17 protein-coding genes are annotated in these 19733 nt (G+C 43.0%); 9 read left to right on the top strand and 8 right to left on the bottom strand.

What is annotated here, in order from left to right; translation table 11 throughout:
* Positions 1-21 precede the first annotated feature (21 nt).
* The 4 genes from N6H18_RS10150 (at position 22) to N6H18_RS10135 (ending at position 5418) form a co-directional block, all read left to right on the top strand.
* On the top strand, positions 22-1515 hold the full coding sequence (locus N6H18_RS10150; protein WP_316044795.1) for an arylsulfatase: 1494 nt from the start codon (positions 22-24) through the stop codon (positions 1513-1515).
* A gap of 112 nt (positions 1516-1627) precedes the next feature.
* Positions 1628-2470 carry a hypothetical protein gene (locus N6H18_RS10145; RefSeq protein WP_262308160.1) on the top strand — a complete coding sequence of 281 codons (843 nt, stop codon included), beginning with the start codon at positions 1628-1630 and terminating at the stop codon, positions 2468-2470.
* Between the two features lie 20 nt (positions 2471-2490).
* Positions 2491-3720 carry an outer membrane protein assembly factor gene (locus N6H18_RS10140; protein WP_262308159.1) on the top strand — a complete coding sequence of 410 codons (1230 nt, stop codon included), beginning with the start codon at positions 2491-2493 and terminating at the stop codon, positions 3718-3720.
* Between the two features lie 228 nt (positions 3721-3948).
* Positions 3949-5418: a potassium/proton antiporter gene (locus N6H18_RS10135; protein ID WP_262308158.1), complete on the top strand. Its 1470-nt coding sequence runs from the start codon at positions 3949-3951 to the stop codon at positions 5416-5418.
* Positions 5419-5526: 108 nt separating this feature from the next.
* Here N6H18_RS10135 and N6H18_RS10130 read toward each other — a convergent pair whose 3' ends face one another.
* The 6 genes from N6H18_RS10130 to N6H18_RS10105 all read right to left on the bottom strand — a co-directional run bounded on the left by N6H18_RS10130 (position 5527) and on the right by N6H18_RS10105 (position 10999).
* Positions 5527-7038 (bottom strand): DUF748 domain-containing protein, encoded by a 1512-nt coding sequence (locus tag N6H18_RS10130; RefSeq protein ID WP_262308157.1) that lies wholly within the window; start codon positions 7036-7038, stop codon positions 5527-5529.
* 27 nt (positions 7039-7065) lie between these two features.
* Positions 7066-7686 carry a porin family protein gene (locus tag N6H18_RS10125; protein ID WP_262308156.1) on the bottom strand — a complete coding sequence of 207 codons (621 nt, stop codon included), beginning with the start codon at positions 7684-7686 and terminating at the stop codon, positions 7066-7068.
* A gap of 68 nt (positions 7687-7754) precedes the next feature.
* Entirely contained in the window at positions 7755-7922 is a 168-nt protein-coding gene (locus N6H18_RS10120) for a DUF1328 family protein (protein WP_262308155.1), read from the bottom strand.
* 265 nt (positions 7923-8187) lie between these two features.
* On the bottom strand, positions 8188-9564 hold the full coding sequence (locus N6H18_RS10115; RefSeq protein ID WP_262308154.1) for an NAD(P)(+) transhydrogenase (Re/Si-specific) subunit beta: 1377 nt from the start codon (positions 9562-9564) through the stop codon (positions 8188-8190).
* Position 9565: 1 nt separating this feature from the next.
* Complete coding sequence (locus N6H18_RS10110; protein WP_262308153.1) at positions 9566-9871, bottom strand: NAD(P) transhydrogenase subunit alpha; 306 nt, start codon at positions 9869-9871, stop codon at positions 9566-9568.
* 24 nt (positions 9872-9895) lie between these two features.
* Positions 9896-10999 carry an NAD(P) transhydrogenase subunit alpha gene (locus N6H18_RS10105; RefSeq protein ID WP_262308152.1) on the bottom strand — a complete coding sequence of 368 codons (1104 nt, stop codon included), beginning with the start codon at positions 10997-10999 and terminating at the stop codon, positions 9896-9898.
* Between the two features lie 268 nt (positions 11000-11267).
* Here N6H18_RS10105 and N6H18_RS10100 point away from each other — a divergent pair, with 268 nt between their 5' ends.
* Together N6H18_RS10100 and N6H18_RS10095 are read left to right on the top strand one after the other, a co-directional pair.
* A complete protein-coding gene (locus N6H18_RS10100; protein ID WP_262308151.1) occupies positions 11268-12050 on the top strand; it encodes a sensor histidine kinase in 783 nt (260 codons plus the stop codon).
* A complete protein-coding gene (locus N6H18_RS10095) occupies positions 12047-12685 on the top strand; it encodes a response regulator (protein ID WP_262308150.1) in 639 nt (212 codons plus the stop codon). The genes N6H18_RS10100 and N6H18_RS10095 overlap by 4 nt, the downstream gene beginning before the upstream one ends.
* A gap of 73 nt (positions 12686-12758) precedes the next feature.
* Here the strand turns inward: N6H18_RS10095 and N6H18_RS10090 are convergent, their stop codons facing one another.
* Both N6H18_RS10090 and N6H18_RS10085 read right to left on the bottom strand, forming a co-directional pair.
* The gene (locus N6H18_RS10090; RefSeq protein WP_323131503.1) at positions 12759-14708 is read right to left on the bottom strand and encodes a YgiQ family radical SAM protein; all 1950 of its coding nucleotides are present in this window, start codon (positions 14706-14708) and stop codon (positions 12759-12761) included.
* Positions 14709-15214: 506 nt separating this feature from the next.
* Entirely contained in the window at positions 15215-16261 is a 1047-nt protein-coding gene (locus N6H18_RS10085; protein WP_262308149.1) for a LacI family DNA-binding transcriptional regulator, read from the bottom strand.
* Positions 16262-16425: 164 nt separating this feature from the next.
* Here N6H18_RS10085 and N6H18_RS10080 point away from each other — a divergent pair, with 164 nt between their 5' ends.
* The 3 genes from N6H18_RS10080 (at position 16426) to N6H18_RS10070 (ending at position 19450) form a co-directional block, all read left to right on the top strand.
* Positions 16426-17466 (top strand): sugar kinase, encoded by a 1041-nt coding sequence (locus tag N6H18_RS10080; protein WP_262308148.1) that lies wholly within the window; start codon positions 16426-16428, stop codon positions 17464-17466.
* Between the two features lie 90 nt (positions 17467-17556).
* Positions 17557-18774, top strand: coding sequence for a 6-phosphofructokinase (locus N6H18_RS10075; protein WP_262308147.1), 1218 nt, complete (start codon positions 17557-17559; stop codon positions 18772-18774).
* A gap of 4 nt (positions 18775-18778) precedes the next feature.
* Positions 18779-19450: a bifunctional 4-hydroxy-2-oxoglutarate aldolase/2-dehydro-3-deoxy-phosphogluconate aldolase gene (locus N6H18_RS10070; RefSeq protein WP_262308146.1), complete on the top strand. Its 672-nt coding sequence runs from the start codon at positions 18779-18781 to the stop codon at positions 19448-19450.
* Positions 19451-19733: the final 283 nt, after the last annotated feature.

Genomic DNA, 19733 nt, shown 5'->3' with positions numbered 1-19733 from the left:
TTTTCATTTAAACCAAAAACCATGAGAACAAACAAATCAATTTGGACGCTCATAGTCGCATGTATCTTTTGTATGCCACTGGTCCATGCCCAGAAAAAAAACAAAAAGCCCAACATCCTAGTGATCATGGGTGACGACATAGGCTGGTTCAATACCAGTGCCTACAACAATGGAATGATGGGCTATACCACGCCCAACATTGACCGCATAGCCAAAGAGGGAATGCGCTTTACCGATGCTTATGCGCAACAAAGTTGCACAGCCGGAAGAGCTGCATTTATTACAGGGCAATCTCCCAAAAGAACAGGACTGCTCAAAATCGGAATGCCTGGAGATCCTATAGGGTTACAAAAGGAAGACCCAACTATCGCTGAGATGCTGAAGCCACTTGGATACTCCAGTGGACAGTTTGGAAAAAACCACTTAGGTGACTTAGATAAGTTTCTTCCAACCAACCATGGCTTTGATGTTTTCTTTGGGAATTTGTACCATTTGAATGCAGAAGAAGAGCCAGAAAACCCTGATTATCCTAAAGACCCTAAGTTTAGAAAAGAATACGGCCCAAGAGGTGTGATCAAAGCAACTGCAGATGGTAAAGTTCAAGATACGGGACCTTTGACGAAGAAGCGTATGGAGACCATCGACCAAGAATTTTTGAATGGAACGATGGATTTTATAGAAGAGCAGAGCAAAGCAGACAAACCTTTCTTCTGTTGGTTCAATACTACCAGAATGCACATTTTCACGCATCTACCTGATGAGTATGAAGGAAAAACTGGTCTAGGTATCAATGCAGATGGTTATGCTCAGCATGACCAACAAGTTGGCCAGTTGCTGGATAAGCTTGAGGAACTTGGGATTGCGGACAACACCATTGTCATTTACACCACAGACAATGGTGCTGAGAAGTTTTCATGGCCTGATGGTGGCACCAATCCATTTAGAGGTGAAAAAGCCACTACTTGGGAAGGTGGCCTGAGAGTGCCTTTTATGATCAAGTGGCCGGGTAAAATTGAAGCTGGAAAAGTCTCAAATGAAATCATTTCTTTAGAAGACTGTTTGCCAACATTGGTGGCTGCTGCTGGTGAGGACAATGTCAAAGGCAAATTATTGAGTGGGTATCAAGGGTTCAAGGTGCACTTGGATGGTTACAACTTTTTGCCTTACCTCACAGGAAAAGAGGAAAATGGTCCCCGCAATGAGTTCTTTGCCTTTGTAGATGATGGCACTTTGGGAGCAGTTCGTATTGGACGTTGGAAGTTCCACTTCTCTACACAAGACCATGAAGGACTTGGCGCATGGACTGAAATGCAAACCCCACATAAAGCACCTCTATTGGTTGATTTATATGCAGACCCATTTGAATCTGCGATGGAAAGCTCTTCTTACTATGACGACTGGGTGGTACGCCGCATGTTTGCTTTTGAACCATTGAAAGATGTGGTAGCGAATTTCATGGCTACTTTTAAAGAATACCCCGTAAGACAAGAGTCTGGAAGTTTTACTCCTAAATAATGATTTGGAATTCGTGAAGTAATATTAAGCTAGTAAAACCCTTGGAGGGTTCTTCATTCACGACAGACCTGACAGTTTTCAAAAACCTGTCAGGTCTGTATTTTCCTACTGTATGAAAATTCTACTGACCTGTATTTTTATTACTTGCCTGAGTATATCAGTTGGTGCCCAGACCGACAGCACACCTACCATGACCATAGAGGAAATGGCCAAAAAAAGACAGGATCCCGTGGCTGGCTTGCGCAGTGTTTACTTGCAAGAGGTGCTCCTACCTGTGGGTGATGGCTTGGCGCAATCTTTTTCTGTTCAGCCCGTGTGGCCTGTCCGTTTGGGAAAGAATCTCAAGCTGATCACGTATACCATTATCCCTTTTCAGGGAATACCCGCCACTGGAGGAGTGTCACAAGTGCCTTTGCAAACGATCTCCTCATCGGGAGATGCCGCACAGCGCGTCTCGGGTTTGGGTAATATTCTCTTCAATGGTTATTTTTCCTCGATAGAGAAAAAGGAAAATGTCAGCTGGGGAGTCGGTCCAGCGGTACAACTGCCCACCCGCACGAGTGCGGCATTGGGTAGCAACCGTGTGAGTGTGGGACCATCGCTGCTGTTCAACCACGGTGGAGACAAATTTTTGGGTGGTTTTGTGGTACAAAACTACTGGTCTCTTGGTGGTGAAGGAGCCAACCAGGTCAACAGTTTCAATTTTCAATACTTCACCTACTACAACCTGCCCAAGGGCTGGTTTCTCGAAAGCAATACTACGGTAATCAATAACTGGCTGGCTGACAAGGACAAACAAATGTTACTGCCAGCAGGCGGAGGAGGAGGCAAAACCTTTCAGATCGGCCAATCCAGTTTGTTTTACTGCGCTACAGCGCAACTATTTTACAATACAATAAGACCATTAATAGTTGGAAAATGGGAGGCAATTGCCCAATTTCAAGTAATATTCTAAATAGACACAAAAAAATCCCCATGAAAAAACCAGTCCTACTCCTACTTCTGTTTAGCCTCTCAACAGGGGCTTTTGCGCAAAGCGACACGACACAAACTGATGAAAGCAACAAGCTGATTCAACAGTTGTCGTTTGTTCCTCTGCCTGTGATTGCTGCAAACCCCGCTATGGGTTGGATGTTTGGTCTTGCCCCAGCAGCCAGCTGGATGATGGGGCCTAACAGTACGACCCATCGTTCGTCGATGGTGTCGACTTTTATTTATACTACTAAAAAACAATTTCTATTCACCCTAAAATCCAACGTATTTACTGATGGAGATAAATGGAATCTTTTGGGAGACTGGCGATACTTTGTGACCTCACAGCCTACTTACGGACTGGGTACTGGATCTTCGTCTTCCATTTTGGCCAGCACGGGTTTTGAGTACGACGATGGCAAGTTCAGCAATGGTGTGGATCAGGCACAGATGATGAAGTTTAATTACCTGCGTTTTCACGAGACTGCTTTGAAACGAATTGGAGACTCCCGTTTTTTTGCTGGTCTGGGTTATCATCTGGATTACCACTACAACATCAATGACCAGCTGTTGGATTTGGACACGATTCCTCCGACATTTACTTCACACTATGCTTATTCAATTGATCGTGGTTTCGATCCTGAAGGTTATGTACTGTCAGGAATCTCAGTCAACGCCCTGTTCGACAGCCGTGACAATGCTATCAACCCCTATAGTGGACGCTATGGTTTTGCCTCTCTGCGCATGAACCCAGAATGGCTGGGTAGTGACCAGAGTTCATCACTCTTGTGGTTAGAATACCGCGACTATTTCAACCTCAGCCAGTCGCGCAAAAGACACCTGATCGGTGTGTGGACTTATGGCAATTTTGTGGTGGGCGGCGATGTGCCGTACATGGACTTGCCTGCTGTCGGCTGGGATCAGTTTGGACGATCAGGCAGAGCCTATCCACAAGGTCGCTTTAGAGGTGAGGACATCGTCTATGGTGAAGTGGAATACCGCGTACCCCTCCAGGCCGATAAGGAGACCTTTGGTGCGGTGGTGTTCCTCAACGCCACCACCACCAGCAATACGGATGCAGATATTCAGCTTTTTGACCACATCAAACCTGGCTATGGCGTAGGACTCAGGATCATGGTTGACAAAAACGCCCGTACCAACCTGTCACTTGATTATGGTTTTGGTGCGGATGGAGCCAAAGGATTCTACCTGAATGTGAACGAGACTTTCTAAGAATTAAGAGCTAGATGCATGGTAGTCCAATTATTCGAAATAATTGGACTACCACTAGTTAAAGAAAGGCGTCAGCTCAACGAGCATATCAATTATTCAAGCATTTTCTATATCCCCGTGATTTGCCATGGCGTAATTTGCGTTCTAGTTACAAATCCTCTCTTTGGGATCAAACTATTCAAAAAAGAGGACTTCAGTTTGAGAATTGAATTGTTATCTTAGGCGCACATGAATATTACGATTGAAAACATACTCCTGATAGGTTCTTTGTTGTTATTGGCTAGCGTATTGGCGGGGAAGACCTCCTATAAATATGGCATACCGACTTTGATCCTCTTTTTGGTGGTAGGAATGCTCGCAGGATCAGATGGGTTTGGGATCGAGTTTGACGACCCACAGATTGCACAGTTCGTCGGAATCGTCGCGCTCAATTTCATTTTGTTTTCTGGAGGAATGGAAACCAACTGGAACAGCATCAAACCCGTCCTATGGCAAGGAATCTCTCTCTCTACGGTCGGTGTCTTCCTGACTGCTACCGCGATGGGGACTTTCATATGGTTGATCACAGACCTGACAATCTACGAAGGTCTGCTGATGGGAGCCATCGTCTCTTCCACAGATGCTGCGGCGGTCTTCTCCATCCTCCGCTCCAAAAATCTTGCACTCAAAAGCAACCTGCGCCCCACACTCGAACTAGAAAGTGGCAGTAACGACCCCATGGCCTATGTGCTCACTATTGCATTTCTGAGTCTAGTCATCAATCAAGACTTAGGATTGTTTTCTATCATACCGTTGTTCTTTCAGCAGATGCTGGTCGGTGGTGCCTGTGGGTTCCTATTCGGCAAAGTGAGTAAATACATCATCAACAAGATCGAACTAGGGTTTGATGGCTTATATCCTGTATTGGTCATAGCACTGATGTTCATCACCTTTTCGGCTACTGATGCCATCGGTGGCAATGGTTTTTTGGCTGTTTACTTATGTGCTGTCTATTTGGGTAATCAGAACATCATCCACAAGCGTACCATCATCAAGCTATTCGATGGACTGGCGTGGCTCATGCAGATCATCCTCTTCTTAACCTTGGGATTGTTGGTATTCCCGTCACACGTATTGCCATTCGTAGGGATTGGAATCTTGATCTCTTTGTTTTTGATCTTTATCGCCCGTCCGCTTAGTGTATTCATTAGTTTGATACCCTTCAAGATGAAAATGAGGAGACGGTTCTACATCTCCTGGGTAGGGCTAAGAGGGGCTGTACCGATTGTATTCGCTACCTATCCACTCCTGGCAGGAATCGACAAGGCGGACATGATCTTCAATGTGGTGTTTTTTATCTCAGTGACTTCTGTGATCATACAAGGCACCACACTGTCAGTGGTAGCCAAGTGGCTGCACGTCGCATTGCCTCAAAAAGCCAAAAGAAAAACGCCTGTAGACCTACTACTATCGGAAGATGCCAAAACCACCATGACCGAAATCGAAATCCCAAGAGGTGGATTTGTGGTAGGGAAAAGAATTGTCGAAATCCAGTTTCCCAAATCGACCATCATCGCCATGATCAGTCGGGACAACCGATTCATCACACCGAGTGGCTCTACAATCTTGGAGGCCAATGACATCCTGATGATCCTCTCAGACAATCAGGAGGGAATTGATAAAATCTATGAAAGCTTGCAGATCAAGGCTAGGAAGTAGCTTCGCTCAATTTGGTGAGCTGTGAGGACACAAAGTCTAGGCAGACATGTCATCTAGAAAGAAAAATCTGAATCTTGAATCTTGAATCTTGAATCTTGAATCTTGAATCTAACCATTCTTTTTATCAACCCCCACGGAGGACTTGATACCACTCAGGACTGACTGCCACCAATACCCAAACACAGCTTTCTTTTTATCTCTTTCAAATGCGATTTTACCCTCACGATAGAGGATCATATCTGGAGTGTTGTTGGTGCGAACTTTGAAGGTATTGGCGATGAAGGTGCCTACACCTTGCTTTATGTTTTGATCATGGGTATCTGGATTGATGATCTTGAACTGCAAGTCCTCATAGTGCATATTCATCACCCCATAGGATCTATCATCTGTGTACTTAAAATCAAAGTCCATGTGTAGCAGTTGCCCCGTCAAGATTTCCAAACCAGCCGCGGGGACACTCATCTGATTGGCTCGTACCATATCTATTGGGGAGAGTGTTCCTCTCACGTGACTAGGTTTAGGGGAGGCATTCAATTCAAATCTGGCCTTCAGTTTCGCTTGTGCCAGTACAGTCGCTTGCGCATCTAGTCGGATAGGCGCTTCTCCTACCGACGACAGGTCATAGATCGTCGCATACAGGTTGGTAAAGGGTATACTCCCCGACTCATTGCTTGGCGGATAGTTCTCATGGTGGGTGATGTTGGTATTGGTGATCTTGACAGTGTCGATTCCAAACCTAAAAGCCGTGCCTTTGATCATGTCTGCCAGCAATTTGACGTCTGGCTTCTCAGGTCTGGGCAGTTGTTTGTCTCTGAAGGTCTTGAGCGTACAGCTATCCAATACCACGAGCCTACATCTGACGCCCCCTTCCAAATTCATCTGACTCAGGTTCATTCCTGACATCTTGATCCTCGGGATTTCTAAATCTATCTGATCCTTTTGGAATGGGAATTTCCTCACAAACTCTCGCCTGGTCAATAGTGACTTCCACTGAACACTACTGATCATCAGATTGTCCTCCTCTATATTCAGACTGAGTGAGTCTACTTTGATAGTGGAGTAATCTTGGATCAAATCATAGACTAGATTTTGGATTGTAAAGACTCCTTGGTCTATCCCTTCGACGGAATTGTAATTGAGTGTCTTGGCTTGAAAATTAAAGGTCAAATGGTTGGCTTCTTTGTCATACATATCGACCAAACCATAGCCGATATCCAATTGATCCACCTCGAATTTCATTGGTTTCTTCTTACCCTTGTCTCGCCCCATATCCAGACTATCTGTAGCTGTCATATCTACCGTGATCAGGAGAGAATCAACCGAAATAGACTGAGCATGAAAGCCAAAAGATGGCAACACACTCAATAGGTCTATTTTATTGACTTTCAAATTGGTACAATAAATCTCCCCAAAAGAAGGATTGCTAAATCGGACTGTATCAAAAGAAACCGACCTTGAAAACAAATCAAAGTCGGCTCCAGTGGATTCTACATTTATATTTTGCTTACTCAGACTTCTGTCAATGAAAAACCCCATGTTTTGCTCTACCAAAAAGAATAGACCAGGGATCACAAGGAAGAAATACAGTAAGAATACAATTTTGGTTCTTTTCCTATTCATATAGTTTTGTAGCGATCCTATCGGCAATTATCGAGACAGTCTATAAGTAAGATAAATCTGTCCTACCGAATTACGCGAATCTTCGAGCAAAAAGTCTGCCGCATCGCTTCTAGCGATCTGTGCCAAACCATAATTATACCTCGCTCCGATGGTCACATGATCAAAGTTGAATCCTACACCTCCTGCAAGTCCATAATCAAAAGATTCGAGGTTGTCCCGATCAATTTCTGTATCATCCTCTCCAAAATCTCCTGTGGTTTTGACATTGGAATCTATCAAATACGAAAGGTACGGGCCGGCGTAAATATCTAAAAAATCCGTCAGCTCAACGCCAACCATGACTGGCAAATCGATGTAATACAAATTCAGCTTAGACTCTCCAGAGGCACCAAAAGCACTGTATTCGATATTGGTTCCTTTGGTAGAAAAAGCCAACTCTGGCATGATAAACAACTGCTTGGCAAATTCCATCTTGGAATAAAAACCTACATGCCAACCGACACGCATGTTTTGATCATCTATATCATCTTGGATAAAATTACTAAAGTTAACACCGCCTTTGACTCCTGTCTCTACATCTTGTGCTGATGCGGACAAGGCTGTGAGTCCGATCAAAACGATGGCGATGGCTGTTATTTTCTTCTTCATAGTGGTATAATTTATTTGTGGACAATTAAACCCACCTTTATCCAAGGTGGGCTTCTATAATTTATGGATCAACGTCCCCCTCTGAGAATCCCCGCCAACAGCGAGATCACTAGGAAAACTAATGCAACGAAAAAAACGATTTTGGCAGCTCCAGCTGCTGCTACTGCTATTCCGCCAAATCCAAAGACTGCGGCGATGATAGCGACGATAAAAAATATGATGGCTATTCTAAACATAACATTGTTATTTGGTTATGCCTCTGGGATTGAAAAGAATATGCCAAAGCTCAAAATCCTGCAAAATGAGCTAAAAATGCAGTTTCATACAAATATAGTCCCACTTGCCCCTCACTAATTATTACACAGGCTGTGGAAAATATTCCCCAACTGATCAATTCATGGAACAAAAAAACACCACTCTCTCGAATGGTGCTTCTCAGTATTTTATTAATCCAGTCTTAACTTTTCTTCCCAATCAATGGACTATGGACTACAAACAATATTAATCCATTGACTTGACTTCACTATTCAATGTCTCTATGGTTGCCTTGGCATCCCCAAAAAGCATCTTGGTCCTTTCATGAAAGAACAAAGGGTTTTCGATTCCTGAATATCCCTTGTTCATACTGCGTTTGAGTACGATTACGTTTTTACTTTTCAATATCTCCAAGACAGGCATACCGTAGATTGGACTTCCCGGATCATCCAACGCCGATGGATTGACCACATCATTGGCTCCCACTACCAGACACACATCTGTGTCGGATAGCATCGCATTGGCATCATCCAAATCAATCAGTTTGTTATATGGTACATCTGCCTCAGCGAGCAATACGTTCATGTGCCCCGGCATACGACCCGCCACTGGATGGATCGCATAGTTGACATTCACACCACGCTCCGTTAAGCTCTTGTCGAGTTCCTTGCAAGCCTTTTGCGCTTGGGCCACTGCCATACCATATCCTGGTATGATCATCACATTGCTCGCATAGCGCATCATGATTGCTGTGTCGTTAGCAGTAGCTTCTTTGACATCCCCCTGTGGACCTGCCGCAGATGAGGCCGATGACCCGCCAAACCCTCCAATGATCACATTGATCAAGGATCTGTTCATGGCGTTGCACATCAATACGGTCAGGATTGTACCCGACGATCCCACGAGTATCCCACCTAGCAGCATCACCATGTTGCCATAAACGATACCTGCCAAAGCCGCTGCTATACCCGTAAAGGCATTGAGTAAAGAAATCACCACAGGCATATCAGCTCCACCAATCGGCAAGACGAAGGTAAATCCATAAATCAACGACACGACCAAAATCAGCATCGGCAAATAAGTGACCTGCCCCATGAACATGACTTCATAGATCATCAATCCTAGACACAGTGCCAACCAAATCAAATTGAAATAAGAGGAAATCCCACTCTTCCAATCTTTGACCTTGCCACTCAACTTGCCATAGGCAATCAATGACCCTGTAAAAGCCACTCCCCCAATGAACATAGCCAAATAAGTAGTTGCTCTCGCTCCCATACTCACTGCCTCATCGAACTTCATCACCTCGATGATTGAAATCGCCACAGCACAAGCACCCCCAAACCCATTGAACAACGACACCAACTCAGGCACAGCTGTCATAGCTACTTTTTTGGAGAACACTAGCCCCACCACAGTACCGATCAGCAAGGAAAGTAGGATCAGTACATAGTTGCCTTGGTCGCCTTCGATCGGTTCAAACATAGCCACTACAGTAGCCAAGCCCATCCCTACTGCAGCGATGATATTTCCTTTGGCAGCCGAAGATGGACTGCTCAGTTTTCTCAAACCAATGATCAAAAGCACGGTTGAGAATATGTATAGTAAATTGATATACTCCATTTTATTTCTTCTTAAACATTTCCAACATACGGTTGGTCACAGCGTGCCCCCCTACTACATTAATAGTCGCCAGCACAATACCAACTGAGCCTATCACCAGTGACAAATAGTCCTCTGGAGAAGACTGTCTCACCAAGATGATCGCTCCGATGATCACGATACCACTGATCGCATTGGATCCAGACATCAACGGTGTGTGCAAAACGGTTGGAACTTTTGAGATGATTTCAAATCCCAAGTATATCGTAATGATCCATAGATTGATGGTCAATACATTATCTTTTAGATAATCTAAAATTTCTAGCATTTCTTTAGGTGTTATATGATTTCCTTACGCAGATACTGTCTCTTCCTTCTCTACTTTGAGCAAGGTATTGGTCACTATTTCGTTTTCGTAAGGGATGTTTTCGATACCTTCTTTGAGAAGGAAATTGAGGAAATTGTAAATGTTATTGCTATAGACAAAACTAGATTGAGACCCCATGTGGTTGTACAACTTGGTATCTCCGATGATTTTCACGCCGTTCACCTCTACCGTAGCATTGTCTTTGGATAGAGCCACATTGCCACCGCTGGCAGTCGCCATATCAATAATTACACTGCCTGGTTTCATGGCATTGACGGTTCTTTCCTCGATTAAAAGTGGTGCCTTTCTGCCAGGTATGTTGGCCGTAGTGATCACCACATCTGCTTTGGCAGCTGTCTGGTGAATCAAAGTCTTCTGCTTTTCGATGTATTCCTCCGTTTGCTGAATAGCATAGCCTCCCGCAGCGGCACTCTCCTGTGCGCCTTCTACTTCCACAAACTTGGCTCCCAAACTCTCGACTTCTTCCTTGACGGCTGACCGCACATCAAACACCTCCACTACAGCACCCAACCTTTTCGCGGTAGCGATAGCCTGAAGTCCTGCTACTCCTGCTCCAATGATCAAGACTTTGGCAGGAGGGATTGTCCCTGCTGATGTCGTCATCATTGGGAAATAGCCCCCAAAATTGTCAGCTCCCAACAAGACCGCTTTGTATCCCGACAAAGACGCCAACGAGGACAAAACATCCATCGACTGAGCAATCGTAGAACGTGGCAACAAATCCAAACTGAATGCATGCGCATCAGCACTTTTGAGTGCAGTGAGCAAGTCAGACTCTACGCGACCGTTGAACTTGCCCACGATCATCGCACCCTTCTTCACCAACTTTAACTCATCGAGTCCTATACTGGTTACCGTCAAAAGGATTCCTGACTGGGCCAAAATCTCTGCTCTGGGAGCCACCTTGGCACCTACCTCTTCGTACTCATCGTCTGTGTAGTGAGAAGCTTCTCCAGCACCTCTCTCCACGAGAATCTCGAATCCACCTTTGGTGTATTTCGACACTACCTTAGGAACTATAGCCACTAAGTTTTCTTCAGTACATTTCAATACTCCTATTATCATCATTTATGTTTTAAAAGTTTAGCGAATTGCTAAAATCACAATGGGAAGCGTTGTTTTGTTGTGGCGAAGATATGGCTTTGACAAAAAAACTACGTAGTAATTGTGTTAATATATTAACACAATTACAATAAATAACACAAACCAGTATAATTTTCATCATATAAATAATCGCCAACTGATTGTTTTTCAATCAAATATCCCGAAATCTAGGGATTACAATACTCATATAATCCCTGTAATTTTCCGCTGTATATACATCTATCCCAAACAAATGATAACAATTACCATCCTCACTGCTGGTATCTTAGGACTCATTGCAGTTCACTGGTTTCAAAAACGAAAAAATGAATCCATACTCAAAGAACTTCAAGAAGACATCTACAAATACCATATTGGAAGCAAATTTCAGGAATTGGAAAACTACACCAAATCGAAAATTCTAAAAGAAAATGCTACAGAAAGAAAAGACCTAATTGATGAATTGCATGAAAATATTGGTAACAAAATCGCTGCGGCCAAAATGCAATTTGGTGCCATTCATCATGATGAAGTCATCCACTCAGCCCCCTTTCAAAAAGGTCATGTACTCCTCAACGAAGCAGTAAATGACACGCGTCAATTGGCATACAGAATAGCTGACAAGCAAGTAAGCGACTTCAACATTATTTCGGCTCTACAAGAAATCAAAAAAACATTGGAAAAAGATGGAGGAATCAGACTGGATATATTTCATCATGGCATAGACAAAAATCTGGAATTGGAAATCAACATCCAGCTCTTCCGTATGATACAAGAACTCATCACCAATGTCCTCACACACGCCAAAGCAAGCCATGTAGTCATACAAGTCAATAAAATCCAAAAGGAATTAATTTTGATGGTAGAGGACGATGGTATTGGATTTGACTCGCAAGACATTAACTTTATGAACAGAAAAGGATATGGTCTGAAGGGAATCGAGCAGATTTTAATCCCCATCAATGGAAAATTCTTTGTAGATTCCACTCCAGGCAGAGGAACCACAGTCACCATAGAGATACCAGTAGCAGCATGATAAGAGTTTTAATCGCAGATGATCACCTAGTCATAGTAGAAGGTTTAAAAGCCCTTTTGGCCAATGTCCCCGAAATCAAAATTGTAGGACATGCTAACAATGGACGAGAAGTGATCAATCTGCTGGAAACTCAGAATATAGACGTAATACTCCTTGACATCAACATGCCAGTACTGGATGGTTTAGAGACTACCCGATTGATCAGAGAACACCACGATCACGTCAAAGTTTTGATCCTATCCATGTACAATAAACCAGAATTCATTAGGAATCTTATTGAAATAGGTGCCAATGGCTATGTGTTAAAAAACACAGCTCAGGAAGAACTCGTCGCTGCGATCAAGGATGTGCATGAAGGTCGGGAGCACTTCAGTGCTGAAGTACAGGACACGATCAATGAAAGCTTAAAATCCAAAGGTCATGTAGGTGCTGAATATTTGACCGATCGTGAAAGAGCCATCATACGATTGCTCGCTGATGGCATGACCACAGGTGAGATTGCTGTCCAACTCTCGATCAGTAGCCATACCGTAGACACGCATCGCAAAAACCTGATGACCAAGCTCAACCAAAAGAACATTGCCTCGCTAATCAAATATGCAGTTGAGAAAGGCTATGCTGGAGAGCAGTTTTAAAAAAGAAGACCATAGTCGATCATCAATAGTCTATGATTGAATATAGGGAATTATCTAACTATAGCAGATTGAATTAGCTCCTACCCTTTTTGTTGAATTTTCCTTTCTTGCTGAAAGCCTTGTTGCCCGTCGCGTTCTTTTTGTCATGGAATTTCCCCACAAAAGGCTGCTTGTCCAAGACGTCCTTGACAATGCGCTGACCTAGCAATCGCTCAACCAAGTCACGGCGATTCTTATTGATCAATTTGTCCTTGATACGCTGCTGGTATTCCTTCTTGTGCCAAAAGAAGAACATGTGCTGAGCACGCTTTTCTTTCTCTGTCTTAGGAACATACATTTGCTCCATCGTGTAGGGATGGTAGCCAGAGTAATAAATCACCGTCGCTACTGTCATAGGAGTAGGTGTAAAATCCTGAACCTGCTCCAGCATAAATCCTAACTCCTTGGTCTCTGCAGCTAGGTTGGCCATATCTTCTTCTTTGCAACCTGGATGGCTAGATATGAAATAGGGAATCAAAGGTTGATTCAAGCCATTCTTCTTGTTGTAGAAGTCGTATTTCTTTTTGAAGTCATGAAAATGCTTGAAAGAAGGCTTCCTCATGATACGCAAAGTATCATCTGCGGTATGTTCTGGAGCTACTTTCAATCTACCCGAAACGTGGCGAGTCACCAGCTGCTCCATGTACTCGTCTATGCTGTCGTTGGCATTCTTGTTGTATCCCTCCACCAACAAATCATATCGAATACCACTGCCCACAAATGCCTTTTTTACCTTTGGATGCGCATCGACCTTTCTGTACAATTCAGTCATAGAGGAGTGATCCGTATCCAAATTGCTACAAATCACTGGGTGAATACAAGACGGACTTACACATCGATCACATATTTCTTGTACTTTACCTTTCAACCCATACATGTTGGCAGATGGGCCTCCCAAATCTGAAATATAACCTTTAAAATCTGGCATTTGGGTCACCTGATCGACCTCCTTCATGATAGATTCCTTGCTGCGACTCGCGATGAACTTGCCTTGATGAGCCGAAATTGTACAAAAACTACAGCCTCCAAAACATCCTCGGTGCATATTGATGGAGAATTTGATCATCTCGTATGCAGGTATCGGTCCTCGCTTTTTGTACTTAGGATGAGGAAGTCTTGTGTAGGGCAAGTCAAACGACTGATCAATCTCTGTCTCCGTCATGGTATAATAAGGAGGATTGATAATGATATTGTAATCTGCCGCAGCTTGTACAATTCGATTGGCATTGAGTTTATTGGATTCTTGCTCTACGTGTTTAAAATTCGCTGCATATGACTTTTTGTCCCGGAGACACTTTTCATGACTACTCAGTTCGATGGTTTTCCAATCGGTGTGCGGGAGCTCCGCATCTCTAGGAATCAATACACTCGTCTGTGGTATTTTATTCAACTGATCAAAAGGCACTCCCTTACCCAACAGTCGAAGGATGTCTCGCAAGGGCTGTTCTCCCATGCCATAGACCAGCAAATCTGCCTTGCTATCCACCAAAATCGAAGGCATCAATTTGTCCGACCAGTAATCATAATGCGTCACCCGTCTCAAACTTGCCTCAACCCCACCGATCACAATCGGCACATCAGGATATAACTCCTTCAATATCTTGGAATAGGTGATGGTCGCATAATCCGGTCTAAAACCCGCCTCCCCACCAGGTGTATAGGCGTCATTGGATCTGCGGCGTTTGTTGGCAGTATAGTGATTCACCATCGAATCCATACAGCCTGAGGTCACCCCAAAGAACATTTTGGGTTTCCCGAATTTTTTAAAATCTCTTAAATCATCCTTCCAGTTAGGTTGAGGGATGATTCCCACCTTGTATCCTTCGCTCTCGATGATACGACCAATTACCGCCCCACCAAAAGCAGGGTGATCCACATAAGCATCTCCAGATATAATAACAACATCTAGTTCGTCCCAGCCACGTTCGGTAACTTCTTTCTTTGTGATGGGCAACCAATCTGTAAGGGGTCGTTGAGTAATCATGATGCAAAGGTATCGAAGTAATCGCGAAAGCAAGAATATTCACTCAAATCAACTAAACACCTAAAGCACTGATTATCTGCAATTTTGAAACAGCAAAACTACCTATACCGATCTAACAGCAATTAGCCTAGCATTTTCCCTGCATTTTCTACCTCTCTAAGTAATTTTCCTAGTGCGTTTTTTAGGTAAAATATCGAATTTCCTTAATGCCATTTATTCGACACATTTGTAAAGAATAAAATTAAACAACTGTGCTATGAAAGGTTTGAAAAAATCCATTTTGTTCTATACTATTCTTCTTAAAGTATTACCAGTAATGCTCTATTTGATCTTAGTATAACCAGCTAGTGTTCTCCCCAACCGAACTGGGATTAATCCCAAAAAAACTACTCTTATGTACATAACATAGGAGTTTTTTGCTTTTAGAGTGTAGTGATTCGAAATTTAGTCTTGGTTCTTGGTTCTCAAATCTTATTACCCTGATTTTTCCTTACACCTCTTCAAACTTACACCTCTTCAAAATAAGAATTGGCAAATTTCAAATTCTCCTTGGATACGATCTCCAAGGGCATGAATTGATACTGCTTGATGGCAGCACTGGCAATTAGCGTCTTGTACAGTACCTGCACACTCATATTGCCTTGTAAGTTAGGATTTTGATCAATGATGAAATCCACTGCATCATCTTGCAGGGTCTTGATGTTGGGCTTAATCAAATCATAGCCTATGATCCGCCTTTTACACTTCATCAACCTGTCTCCTGCCATGTCAACTATCTGATATGACCGAGAATTGGGCACGAAGATATGGAGTGCTTCTCCTTTTACATCATCCAAAAGTCCCGAAATACTATCTTTATCCACTACTTCAAGTTCTTGAATCAAGGACATCTCCCACCCCATTTCTTGATAGTAATTTCTAAAACCTTCGATACGTTCATCAATCGCTTTGTTAATCCTATCAAAATCCGTGTATTTCAATATCCAAGCCTCATGTCCCCTCTCAAACCCATAGTTGAGCAGTCGTGCTGCGAGGTATCCACTTTGCACCGAATCTTGCCCTATAAATGCCAAAGGAGCAACCTCCTCAAGATTGGAATCAACAAATACAAAAGGTATTTTTTTTGCTTTGAGTCTGGCGCATATGTCTGTTGCCTCCCTTTCCATCAAAGGAGCCAAGATAACGGCATCTGGTTCATCTTCAATTGCCAAAGCAGCCTTGGACAGAAATGACCCCTGATTGCTCCTATCGAAAGGATAAAATTTCAGAACCATACCAAGCGGCTCATATTCTTCTGCAGACTGCTCAATCCCCTGCTGTTGAATTTTCCAATATTCGTTATCCAACGGAAGAATCACGGCTATCTGATAGATTTTATTCAGTTTGAGATTGCGTGCAAATACGTTGGTGGTGTAATTACCCTCTTTGGCAATTTTCAATACCAAATTTTTAGTCCCCTCGGCGACTTCTCCTCTGTTGTGCAACACGCGATCGACTGTTCCCACTGATACACCTGCCTGCCTAGCGATCTCCTTGATGGTAATTCTTTTCATTGGCTCAAATATGAAAAAAAAGAATTAATTTATTTGGAAGCATCCCTTTTAATATTACATTTGTGCCCGTTCGTGTACGAACACGAGCAATTACCCTTCTTAGCAAGGGCTTTTTTAGGAGAAATACCGTGTTCGTACACGGAAAGTGAAAATTTAAATTGATTATGAAAAAAGTTGTAACATTCGGCGAGATTATGCTAAGATTAGCACCAGAAGGATTTTTGAGATTTTCTCAAGCCAATTCTTTTGAAGTCGTCTATGGTGGTGGTGAATCTAACGTGGCTGTCTCATTGGCCAATTACGGAGTACCTGTTGATTTCGTAACAAGATTACCAAAAAATGACATAGGAGAATGTGCATTGATGGAAATGCGCAAAAGAGGTGTCAACACACAAAATATCATATTTGGAGGAGATAGACTTGGTATCTATTTCCTAGAAACTGGAGCAGTAAGCAGAGGTAGCAAAGTCGTGTATGACAGAGCGCACTCATCAATGTCTGAAATCAAAGCAGGCATGATCGACTGGAAGAAAGTGTTTGAAGGTGCGGGGTGGTTCCACTGGACAGGAATCACTCCTGCCATTTCGCAAGGCGCAGCAGACGCTTGTTTGGAAGCAGTAAAAGTAGCTAGCGAAATGGGTATTCCTATCTCTACTGACCTCAACTACAGAGCTAAGCTTTGGAAATACGGTGGAGATCGTGAAGCAATCATGACAGAATTGACCTCATACTGTGACGTGATCTTGGGCAACGAAGAAGATGCTGAAATGCACTTTGGTATCAAGCCAGAAGGAGCAGCAGTTCAAACTCACGGACATGATGTAAAAGCAGAAGCTTTCTTGTCTGTTTGTCAACAAATGATGGAAAAATTCCCAAGAGCTAAAAAAGTAATCACTACGCTCAGAGGTTCTATCTCTGCATCGCACAATACTTGGGCTGGAGTTTTATATGACGGAAAACAAATGTTGCAAACTCGTCAGTATCAGATCACTGACATTGTGGATCGCGTAGGTGGTGGTGATTCTTTCATGGGTGGATTGATCTACGGATTGTTAACATACCCAGAAGATGATCAAAATGCTTTGGATTTTGCAGTAGCAGCTTCTTGTTTGAAACATACCATCAAAGGTGATGCAAACTTGGTCACTGTAGACGAAGTAATGAAATTAATGGGTGGCGATGCCTCAGGCAGAGTCGCTAGATAATATCTCCTAGACGGGGGCTGGTAATTGATTGCACTGTTTATACGGAATCCGGCCCCCTATTTTTTCTCTCAACAATAATCTAAAACATTTATGTCTCAAAAAAGTGTAGCTATCATTTGTGGTGGAGGACCTGCTCCTGGCATCAACACTGTCGTCAGTACAGTTGCCAAAATCTTCCTCAAAGATGGTTATGAAGTATTGGGCATACATGATGGATACAGGGGCTTGTTCTCTCCAGAGCCAAAGGTCATCTCATTTGACTTTCACTATGCAGACAGGATATTCAGCAGAGGTGGTTCATCCATCCTGATGAGTAGATTCAAACCCAAAGACAGCGATTTCAATACCGACTTCTTTGTCAAAAACAATGTAAAACTACTCGTCACCATTGGTGGTGATGATACAGCGAGTACAGCCAACAGGATTTCAAAGTACCTGGCAAAGAACAATTTACCCATTGCCAACATCCACGTTCCGAAAACCATAGACAATGATCTCCCACTTCCTGACAGGAATCCAACTTTTGGTTTCCACTCTGCCAAGGATGAAGGAGTGAAAATCGGCAACACCATTTATGAAGACGCCATCACCAGCAACAACTGGTTTGTGATGTCTGCCATGGGACGAACGGCTGGTCACTTGGCATTTGGGATTGCATCTGCTTGTCACTTTCCCATGTTGATCATCCCCGAGATGTTCAACAAGACAAAAGCAACTTTGGACAAGGTGGTTTCTCTGATCATTTCCTCGATGTTGAAAAGGAAATTGTTGGGAATCAATTATGGCGTTGCGCTGATCAGCGAGGGTGTCTTTCACATCATCGACGAGGAAGAGCTCAAAGCATCTGGCATTATGTTCACCTATGATGATCATGGTCATCCAGAGCTGGGCAATGTGAGTAAATCCAATATTTTCAATATTCTCGTTCAAGAGCGACTCAAATCCATGAACTTGCAAATCAAAAGTAGGCCTATCGAATTGGGCTATGAATTGAGATGCTGCAGACCGATTGGGTATGATTTGACACTTTGTACGCTGCTGGCGATAGGAGTCAAAAAACTCTTTGACGAAGGAATCAGTGGATGCATCGTCACGACTAACTCTAGAGGTGACATCACTCCGATGTTCTTGTCAGAATTCGAAAACAGTGACGGAGTAATTCCGCCAAGATTGGTAGATATTGACGCAGAAATATCTAAGTTGAGTTTCAAAAATCTTCATTTCATCCAAGAAGAAGATTACGAACAGTTGGGTCTGATCACAGAGGATCCAACACAGTATGATTTTAACAAAATATTAAATTGGTAACACAATGGCACGATTTACAAGAATAGACGTAGCAGTAAAAATGAAAGAAACAGGTGTTGTACCTGTATTCTATCACAAAGATTTAGAAGTGTGCAAGCAGATATTGAAAGCTTGTTACGATGGAGGAGCAAGAGTATTTGAATTCACCAACAGAGGTGATTATGCTCACGAGGTTTTTGGCGAGTTGAACAAATATGCTGCAAAAGAAACCCCAGAAATGATCCTAGGTATCGGATCAATTGTAGATGCTGGCACTACGGCTCTTTATATCCAACTAGGTGCCAATTTCATTGTATCTCCGATTTTGAATGCTGAGATGGCCAAAGTGTGCAACAGAAGAAAAATCTCTTGGTCACCAGGTTGTGGTTCATTGACCGAAATCTCTTATGCCGAAGAATTAGGTGCTGAGGTGGTCAAAATATTCCCTGGATCACAGGTAGGCGGGCCGTCTTTCGTAGCGGCTGTCAAAGGTCCATTCTCTTGGTCTAGCATCATGCCAACTGGCGGTGTAGAACCAACAGAGGACAACATGAAAGGCTGGTTTGATGCAGGCGTACACTGTGTAGGTATGGGGTCTAAGCTTTTTGCAAAAGACGCTAGTGGCAATTACGACTATGCAGCAGTTACAGCCAAAGTAAAAGAAACATTAGCTATCGCTAAAAAGCTAATGAAGTAATTGGGCTGAGCACCAAAAGATTCTAACAAAGAAAGTAAATAGTTTTATTAATCATAGGTTGACTGATCTGCCGCCCTTACAGATCATCATTTCCGAAAAGCCACTCTTGCGAGTGGCTTTTCATTTTTCGGACAACATCCTCAGTCCCATGTCTCCACAGAGTTTTCCTGTATGATGTGACAACTATATTGCCACATCAATCGAAAACACATCCCAAACAATCGACATATAAGTAGTTCTAATCGAAAGAGTTCATTCTAATACTTAGTTTTTCTTAAATTTA

Origin of the sequence: Reichenbachiella agarivorans (assembly GCF_025502585.1) — a bacterium.
GTDB classification, from domain to species: domain Bacteria; phylum Bacteroidota; class Bacteroidia; order Cytophagales; family Cyclobacteriaceae; genus Reichenbachiella; species Reichenbachiella agarivorans.
The sequence above is the reverse complement of the archived record's forward strand: the minus strand, read 5'-3'. Positions and strand labels throughout refer to the sequence as shown.